1 protein-coding gene is annotated in these 842 nt (G+C 60.7%); it reads right to left on the bottom strand.

All coding sequences use genetic code 11. The annotated features are described in order from the left end of the window. On the bottom strand, positions 1-796 hold a 796-nt coding region (locus SZN_RS37250), incomplete at its 3' end, for an AMP-binding protein (protein WP_244313506.1). Between the last annotated feature and the right edge of the window lie 46 nt (positions 797-842).

The following is an 842-nucleotide window of genomic DNA, read 5'->3' as shown; positions in this document are numbered from 1 at the left end:
CCGTCCCGTCCACAGGAACACCGATCGGCGTCCGCGGATCACCAGCCGACGTCACCGCAAACGTCGAATACGTCGTATCCTCCGACGGCCCATACAAATTGTTCACCACACCCACCACCGGATGCGCATACAACTCCGCCACCAAACCCGGAGCCAACGCCTCACCCGCCAGATTCACCGTCCCCGCACGAGGCGGAATCGCACCCGCCACCAACAACTCACGCACAACCGACGGAACCGTATTCACCAAAGTGACATCCACATAACACTCAGGATGCGCAATCAGATCCAACGCACTGTCCGGCACCAAATAAACCGTCCCACCCACCGACAACGGAGCAAAAATCTCAAACACCGACAGATCGAACGACACCGAAGTCGCCGCCAACACCCCCGCCAACTCACCCCCGGAGAACACCCGCCCCGCCCACTCCAACATCGCCCTCACCTGCACATGCTCAACCACCACACCCTTCGGCCGCCCCGACGAACCCGACGTATAAATCACATACGCCGCATCCGAAGAACCCCCCACCACAGGAACCCGATCCGAACGCCCACCATCCGGAAAACCCTCCACCGAATCCAGAACCAGACAAACCCCCGAATCCTCCACCATGAAATCCACCCGCTCACGCGGATAACCCACATCCATCGGCACATAACACGCACCAGACTTCAACACCCCCAACAACGCCACCACCAGATCAACCGACCGCGGAAGCAACACCCCCACCACATCACCCACACCCACACCCCGACCCCGCAAACCCCACGCAAGCCGATTCGCCCGCACCTCCAACTCCCCGTACGACAACACCTCACCACCACAACACACCGCC

The organism is Streptomyces zinciresistens K42, from assembly GCF_000225525.1.
GTDB classification, from domain to species: Bacteria; Actinomycetota; Actinomycetes; order Streptomycetales; family Streptomycetaceae; genus Streptomyces; species Streptomyces zinciresistens.
Note: the sequence above shows the minus strand (reverse complement) of the source record. Positions and strands in the feature narration are given on the sequence as shown.